Raw genomic sequence first — 6,550 nt, 5'->3', positions numbered from 1 at the left:
GCGTCAGCCCCGGCCAGCAACTGATCGAGCAGATGGTCGGGTATCCGGGGGTCCTTGCGGCGTGCCATGCGATGTCTCCCTCATGATCATCGTAAGGCCCCACACGAAATTCCTGATAGTCCCCTCTATTTTATAAAGCGCATCCCACTCCCCACCCACATCGCCCAATTGGCTGCCACTCTCTGAGCGGCGTTGGTCAAGCTGTGCCTTGACCTGAGCAAATTGGATTCACGCATGCCCAACGCCTCTGCTGCAGAGCGCGAACGGGCAGCCATGTCTAAGGAAGTGACATGAACGCCAACAACACCCGAGCCATAGAACAAGCTGCGGCCCAAGACAGCCGAGAGAAGGTTTGGATCCAGCCGTATGCTTCAAGAGCAAGCCGCAGGCCCGCTCTCAAATCGACCAGCTCCGTTAGGGGATCGCTCGTTAACCCGGCCACCCACCGGGAGATTGTCTACGAAAGCACGCTGGAGCGCGACTTAGCCTATATCCTCCTCGCCGATCCCTCCGTTGAGGATGTCCATGATCAGCCGGAGGCCGTGAGCTACATCGATAGCGACGGCGTCGTTAGGGAGCATACGTTCGACTTTGTTGCGCATCGTACCGATGGCACCAGTACGGCGATCGCGGTGAAGCTGGCGACGAAGCTGGTGTCGAGCGGCATTGCGGAAACCTTGACCTTTATCCGTGCTCAACGCTCACCGTCATTCGCTGACCACTTTGCGGTTCGCACCGGCGATCACATCACCCGTGATCGCGCAGCGGATGCCCGCCTGATCCACAAGTCCCGCCGCATGCGTGACGAAGCCACCATCACCGAGGTCGGCGCAGTCGCATCGACCCTGCGCGGCACCGTGAGGATCGCTGACCTGATGGCAGCCACCCGCAACGATGGCCATGGCTTCATGGCCGTGGTCGCCCTCATCGGCGACGGCGTGCTCGAGCACGTCGGGTCCAGCCGTATCTCGCCCGCAAGCCACGTGCGTCCCGCCCGCAAGCCCACCCACTAAAAGGAGATCTACTATGACGAATTCGCCGCTTCCCGAAACCCGGAAGCCCCTCCCCGCCACGGCGGTTCCGCGCTACGCCCTCGAGCCGCACGCCCGCTACGTCATCGACAGTGTGCTCGAACTGGTCGCGGTATCCAGCGACGACCAGGGCCATGTCTTCCGCCGGGCCGACAACCCGAACCTGTGCGAGTCCTTCACGCACGAAGAGTTCGCGGAACTGCTCAAAGAGCGGATGAACATCATCCGCAATTATCACCGCTCCTCCGCGGCCGCGATCCGGCTCGAGGGTCCGGAGCGGCTCATCACCGAGCTTCCGCCCGCGCGTCGCGAGAGGCTCCTTGAGCGCAAGGACATTTGCGACGCCTTCCTTCGGGACGAGGAAGCCCGCAAGGTCAGCCGCTCGGATGCGTCCATGAAGCCCTGGATCAAGGACTACACGGCAGGCATCCTCCAGAAGGCGATCGAGCAGGGACGTTGCGGCAGCGACGACGTCATCGTGAAGCGTCCGCCGAGCCCGACGGCACTCCGCAAGTCGCTGCGCAAGTACGAGGCGTGCTGCTTCGATGCCATGGCCCTGCGCGACGGCTATGGCCGCAGCGGCAACCGTATGCCGAAGCTCGAAGTCGAGGAGCGCATGCTGATGCGGGAGATCGCTCAGGGCTACGCCAGTCGCCTCAAGCCCACGAAGGCGTCGCTCTATTTCGACCTGACCGAGGCCGTCCGGAAGAAGAACATCGAGCGCCGCAAGACGGGCGAGCGCCTTCTGAAGAAGCCGAGCCGGGCGGCGTTCGAGCGCGTGATCGCGGGCCTCGACCCGTTCATGGTCTGCGCCGGCCGTGAGGGAGAGGCGGCGGCCCGCAAGAAGTTCTTCATCGTCCGCGGCGGCCTCGACGTATCCCGGCCGCTCGAGCGGGTGGAGATGGACGCTTGGACGATTTCCCTCCAGGTGATTCTCGAGGACGCGGGCGTTTGGGCCAAGCTCTCCCCCGAGGTCAGGGCCGAGGTCGGGCGTCGGCGGTTGCTGCTTTCGGTCGCCATCGATTGCTACACGCGCTGTGTCCTGGCCGCCCGCATCATCGAAAGCAACACGTCCACCGCCGCCGTGTCCACGATCGCGATGGCCGTGATGGACAAGGCCCGCTTCGCCGAGGCGGCCGGATGCGTGACCCCGTGGGACCAGTGCGGCACCATGGAGACCCTCGCGACGGACAACGACAAGGCCTACACCGCCTACGAGACCCGGGCGGCCGTGACCGACATGGGCAGCGAGATGCTGTTCCCGCCGGCCGGAACCCCGCAGAACCGCGCCCGCATCGAGCGCTTCTTCCGCGCCATCCACGAACAGCTCGTGGCCCTGTTTGACGGCCGCAGCTTCGAGAACGTGGTCGCCAAGGGCGACTACGATTCCGAGGCCAATGCGGTCATCGACGCGGACGAGCTCGGCCGGGTGATCGTGCGCTGGATCGTCGACGTCTACCACAACACCGGGCACGATGGCTTGGGCGGCGAGACGCCGCGCAACTGCTGGATCCGCACCACCCGCCTCCACCCGGTGCTGCCGCCCCCGGATCCGGACGTGTGCCGCCACATCTTCGGCGTCACGGTCGAACGCCGGATCACCAGCTCAGGCGTGCGGGTGCTGGGCCTCCACTACCAGTCTGAGGAACTTCAGCGCCTGCGCCGGACCGCGCAGCAGAAGCCCGTGCTCGTGCGCATCGACGAGGGTGACCTCGGCTACGTGTCGGTTCGCACGAAGGACGGCTGGCTGACCGTTCCCTGCTCGAAGTCGGGCTTAGACGGCGTTGCACTTGAGCACTGGGTCGCGGCCGAGCGCGCGCTGCGCCGCGAGCATGCTGACATGGCGCGCCTCTCCGAGGAGGTCGTCCTCGAGGCCCTGGCCGACATCAAGGCCTTCTCTGCCTCGGCCACGCAACGCGCCGGCATCGCCTCCCCGATCATCGCCTCGGCGGATGTCGACCGCCTGGAGCGCGGCGTGTTCCGCACCTTCTCGTTCGACCGGGGCCCGGCGGACGGCCCTGCCGTGTTCGAACCGGTCGATGTCGTGATGGAGGACGCGGTCACCCCGGCGGCCGTGGATCACGCGTCCCCATCCGGTGAAGTCGTGGCCACCGCATCCGAGGCACCGGACGGCACCGCGCGAAACGACGAAGACGAGTACGGCATGGAGGACTGAGCATGGACACGATCACGACGAACCACGACGGCGAGGATCCCGTCAGCCGGATGCGCCGGCTCCAGTCCGAGCGGCGCTCAAGCGGCGGGGACGTGATGGCGGGCGTCCTCTCCGCCTACATCACCACGCCGCGGGACACGGCCCTCGAGGTCGAACTGGACGGTCTCATCGACAGCTTCCTGCTCACGCAGGAGGCCGCCTCCTCCGGCAGCGGCCGGCAGGTCGGGCGGCTGCGGGAGGGACGCTCCCTGACGGTCACGGGACAGTCCGGTGCGGGCAAGACCAGGACACTGGAGCGCCACTTCCACAGGCGCGAGGAGTTCGCCGGTTACGGCGACCCAGACTCAGACTGCGTCCTGGTTTCCGTGACGACCCCGTCGCCATGCACGCTGCGCCTTCTCGGCAACGAAATCCTCGCGGCGATCGGCAGCCCGGTGGAGCGCAGGCTCGACGAGAACGTCGTCTGGGACATGGTCCATCGCCACCTGGCGCTGCGCGGCGTGCGCTTCCTGCACATCGACGAGCTCCAGCACGTGCTCCAGAGCCGGAACCCGGTCGAGATCGGCAAGGTGCAGGACACCCTGAAGCGCCTGATGCAGAACAAGGACTGGCCCGTGTGGCTCATCCTCTCGGGCCTGCCGGAGATCGGGCGGTTCTTCGCGCAGGACGAGCAGGTCTGGCGGCGCTCCCGGCACGTGGTGTTCGGCGACCTGACCCTCGAGGGCGACGCCGAGTTCGTCCGTCGCCTCCTGACCGACTACGGCAATGGCAAGGCCAAGCTGACGCTCGATGGGGTGACCGACGATCCGTTCATCGCGCGGCTCCTGCACGCGGCGCTCGGCCGGTTTGGGATCGTGATCGAGATCATCCAGGACGCGATCCGGGAGTCGCTCCGGAAGGAGACGGGCACCCTCAACGTCACGCACTTCGCCGAGGCCTACAAGGCCAGGACCGGGTGCCAGCCGGAGGCGAACGTGTTCACGGCCCAGGGCGACTGGTGGCTCATCCGCCCCCAGGAAGGTCTCGTGCGGGAGGAGCCGCAGGAAGACGACGAGGACGACAAGCCCAGGAAGAGCCGGAAAGGCAAGCCCTCCCGTAAGACCCAACCCCGCGACAGGAGAAACCCGTGACCCCGCTGCACCCCTCCCTGACCGTCCGCCTTCGCCCCAACGAGACCCCGCAGAGCCTCTGCTCGCGCAACGCCCTCCTGCTGCGGCGTACGGCCCGAGAGTTCTGCCTCGACCGGGGTCTCTCCTTCCAACCCATCGTTGATGGGGATGGCGCTGCCCTGGAGGCACTCGCCCATTGCACGCGCGCCGACCTCGGCCTGCTCGCGGCGGGAGCCGTCGTGAAGGCCGGAGGACATCGCTTCACCGTCCGCCATCAGGCGCTCATGCGCGACACCTTGAGCCGCAAGGCGCTGCGGGTGTGCCCGCACTGCATCCAGGCCGATCTCGAGCAAGGACCCGAACCCTTGGACGTGCGCCCCTACGGCCGGACCATCTGGCTGATCGAGCCGATACGCACCTGCGCGATTCATGAGGTCGGCCTCGTTGCCGTCGCCGAGGACGACCATCCGCAGCGCGTGCATGACTTCGCCGCCCTGGTCCAGCCTGCCATCCCGAGGATCGGGCAGATCGCGGACGCGGCCCCGCAGCGACCCGCCTCGGCGTTCGAGCGGCACCTGCTGGCCCGTTTCGAGGGTCGTGAGGCGGGCAATACGGGCCTTCTCTCCGCGCTGCCATTCCACGCCGCGGCGAAGGTCTGCGAGGTGATCGGTGCCGTCGCGACACACGGCATCCGCTTCCGGACGGACCGTCTCTCCGACGCTGAGTGGCACGAGGCCGGGGCGGCCGGGTTCGAAGTCGCGTCGACCGGCGAGGGCGGCATCCGCTCCTTCCTTTCCACGCTCCAGGATCGCTTCGCATCGACCAAGGGCGACTGGGGTCCGCGCCTGGTGTTCGGCCGCCTGTACGAGTGGCTTGCGCACGAGTCCGAGGACGCGGCGTACGAGCCGCTGCGCGACATCATCCGGCGGCACGTCATCGAGACGATGCCGGTCGGGCCGGGCGACGATGTATTCGGCAGCGAGGTGACAGTGCGCCGCCTGCACTCCGTGCGCTCTGCCTCTCTCGAGACGGGCGCGCATCCCAAGCGGCTGCGCAAGCTCCTTCACGCTGCCGGTCACGTTTCGGGGGCAGCCTTGACCCTGTCCGACGAGCGCATCACGTTCGATGCCGTGAAGGCGCAAGGCTTCCTCGATCGCGTGTCGGAGACGATGTCCCTCAAGCAGGCGGGCGAGTACCTCAATGCTCCGCGCCCGCACGAGCGACTGCTGTTCGAGGCGGGCTTCATCGAGCCATTCGTCCGCGGCGGCACCGAGACCCTCAAGGACCACGCCTTCTCGCGGTGCGATCTCGACAAGTTCCTCGGGCGGCTGCTTGCCAACGCGTCCGAGGCAGGCGCCGGGGACGACAGGCTCCTGCCGATTCCGACGGCGGCCAAGAGGGCGTGCTGCTCTGCGATGGAGATCGTGCGGCTGATCCTGGACCGAAAGCTGGCCCGCGTCCGGCGCCGGCCCGATGTCGCGGGATACCTGTCGGTGCTCGTCGATCCCGAGGAGGTGAAGCCTTTCGTGCGGGGACAGGCAAGCGGCGGCCTCTCCCTACGGGAGGTCGAACAAAAGCTCGGAACCGCTACCCGGGTGGTGAAGGCACTGATTGATTATGGACACCTGCCCTCGCAGGTCGAGATTAACCCCGGCAACCGCTGTCCCCGGCAGGTTGTCGCTGGAAGTGATCTAGAGCACTTCATGTCCCGGTTCGTATCATTGCATGTCGCTGCGGATGAGAGAGGCATCCACTTTTTGAAGCTCAAGGCAATGCTGGCGTCCGCCGGCATCAATCCGGCGTTTGCCCCGGACGTAGTGCATGCCGCTTTTTACGAACGGAACGCGTGCATGAGCGTCGGTTCGTAGACGTCCTCCGAGGAATGACCTGACCTCGAGCAGCCCGCGTTCATAGCTCCGCGAGCCCCGGCACAGCCGGGGCTTTTTTCATGTCGAGACAAAGCGTGCCTCACGTTGAGGCGAACTGATGCGTTGTCTGGTGAGGCATCCTGATGGCTTGCAACTGCCATTAGTTGAGGCATTCCTGATTCAGAAATCCTTATTTTCTGGGCATTCCGGAGCAGGTGTGCGGCATCCTTTGGGGGCGTCTACAGTTTGATTGACGACAAGAGCCCGCCAGCGATCTGGCGGGCTTCTTTCGTTGAACCTTGGGCGCTCCCGCCTGTTGTTCAAAGGGAGCGAACTGGATTCCTCGGAAGACCTGTCTTATATTTT

Annotated in this window: 4 protein-coding genes; all 4 read left to right on the top strand. The window is 66.0% G+C overall.

The window, feature by feature from the left end; all coding sequences use genetic code 11:
* The first annotated feature begins 290 nt into the window (after nt 1-290).
* From ACS5Q0_RS20590 to ACS5Q0_RS20575, 4 genes are read left to right on the top strand one after another with little or no spacing between them, the layout of a single operon-like run.
* Nucleotides 291-1,013 carry a hypothetical protein gene (locus ACS5Q0_RS20590; RefSeq protein WP_473128519.1) on the top strand — a complete coding sequence of 241 codons (723 nt, stop codon included), beginning with the start codon at nt 291-293 and terminating at the stop codon, nt 1,011-1,013.
* Nucleotides 1,014-1,026: 13 nt separating this feature from the next.
* Nucleotides 1,027-3,207 carry a transposase gene (locus ACS5Q0_RS20585; protein ID WP_473128518.1) on the top strand — a complete coding sequence of 727 codons (2,181 nt, stop codon included), beginning with the start codon at nt 1,027-1,029 and terminating at the stop codon, nt 3,205-3,207.
* A 2-nt stretch (nt 3,208-3,209) separates the two neighbouring features.
* Nucleotides 3,210-4,337, top strand: coding sequence for an ATP-binding protein (locus tag ACS5Q0_RS20580; protein WP_473128517.1), 1,128 nt, complete (start codon nt 3,210-3,212; stop codon nt 4,335-4,337).
* The gene (locus ACS5Q0_RS20575; protein ID WP_473128516.1) at nt 4,334-6,184 is read left to right on the top strand and encodes a TniQ family protein; all 1,851 of its coding nucleotides are present in this window, start codon (nt 4,334-4,336) and stop codon (nt 6,182-6,184) included. Before ACS5Q0_RS20580 ends, ACS5Q0_RS20575 begins: the two co-directional genes overlap by 4 nt.
* Nucleotides 6,185-6,550: the final 366 nt, after the last annotated feature.

The sequence above is a fragment of the Microvirga sp. HS2 genome, assembly GCF_055792805.1.
Note: the sequence above shows the minus strand (reverse complement) of the source record. Positions and strands in the feature narration are given on the sequence as shown.

Excerpts from the sequence above, each read along its gene's own strand:
- ACS5Q0_RS20590 (WP_473128519.1), top strand. The coding sequence starts at position 291 with ATGAACGCCAACAACACCCGAGCCATAGAACAAGCTGCGGCCCAAGAC.
- ACS5Q0_RS20585 (WP_473128518.1), top strand. The coding sequence starts at position 1,027 with ATGACGAATTCGCCGCTTCCCGAAACCCGGAAGCCCCTCCCCGCCACG.
- ACS5Q0_RS20580 (WP_473128517.1), top strand. The coding sequence starts at position 3,210 with ATGGACACGATCACGACGAACCACGACGGCGAGGATCCCGTCAGCCGG.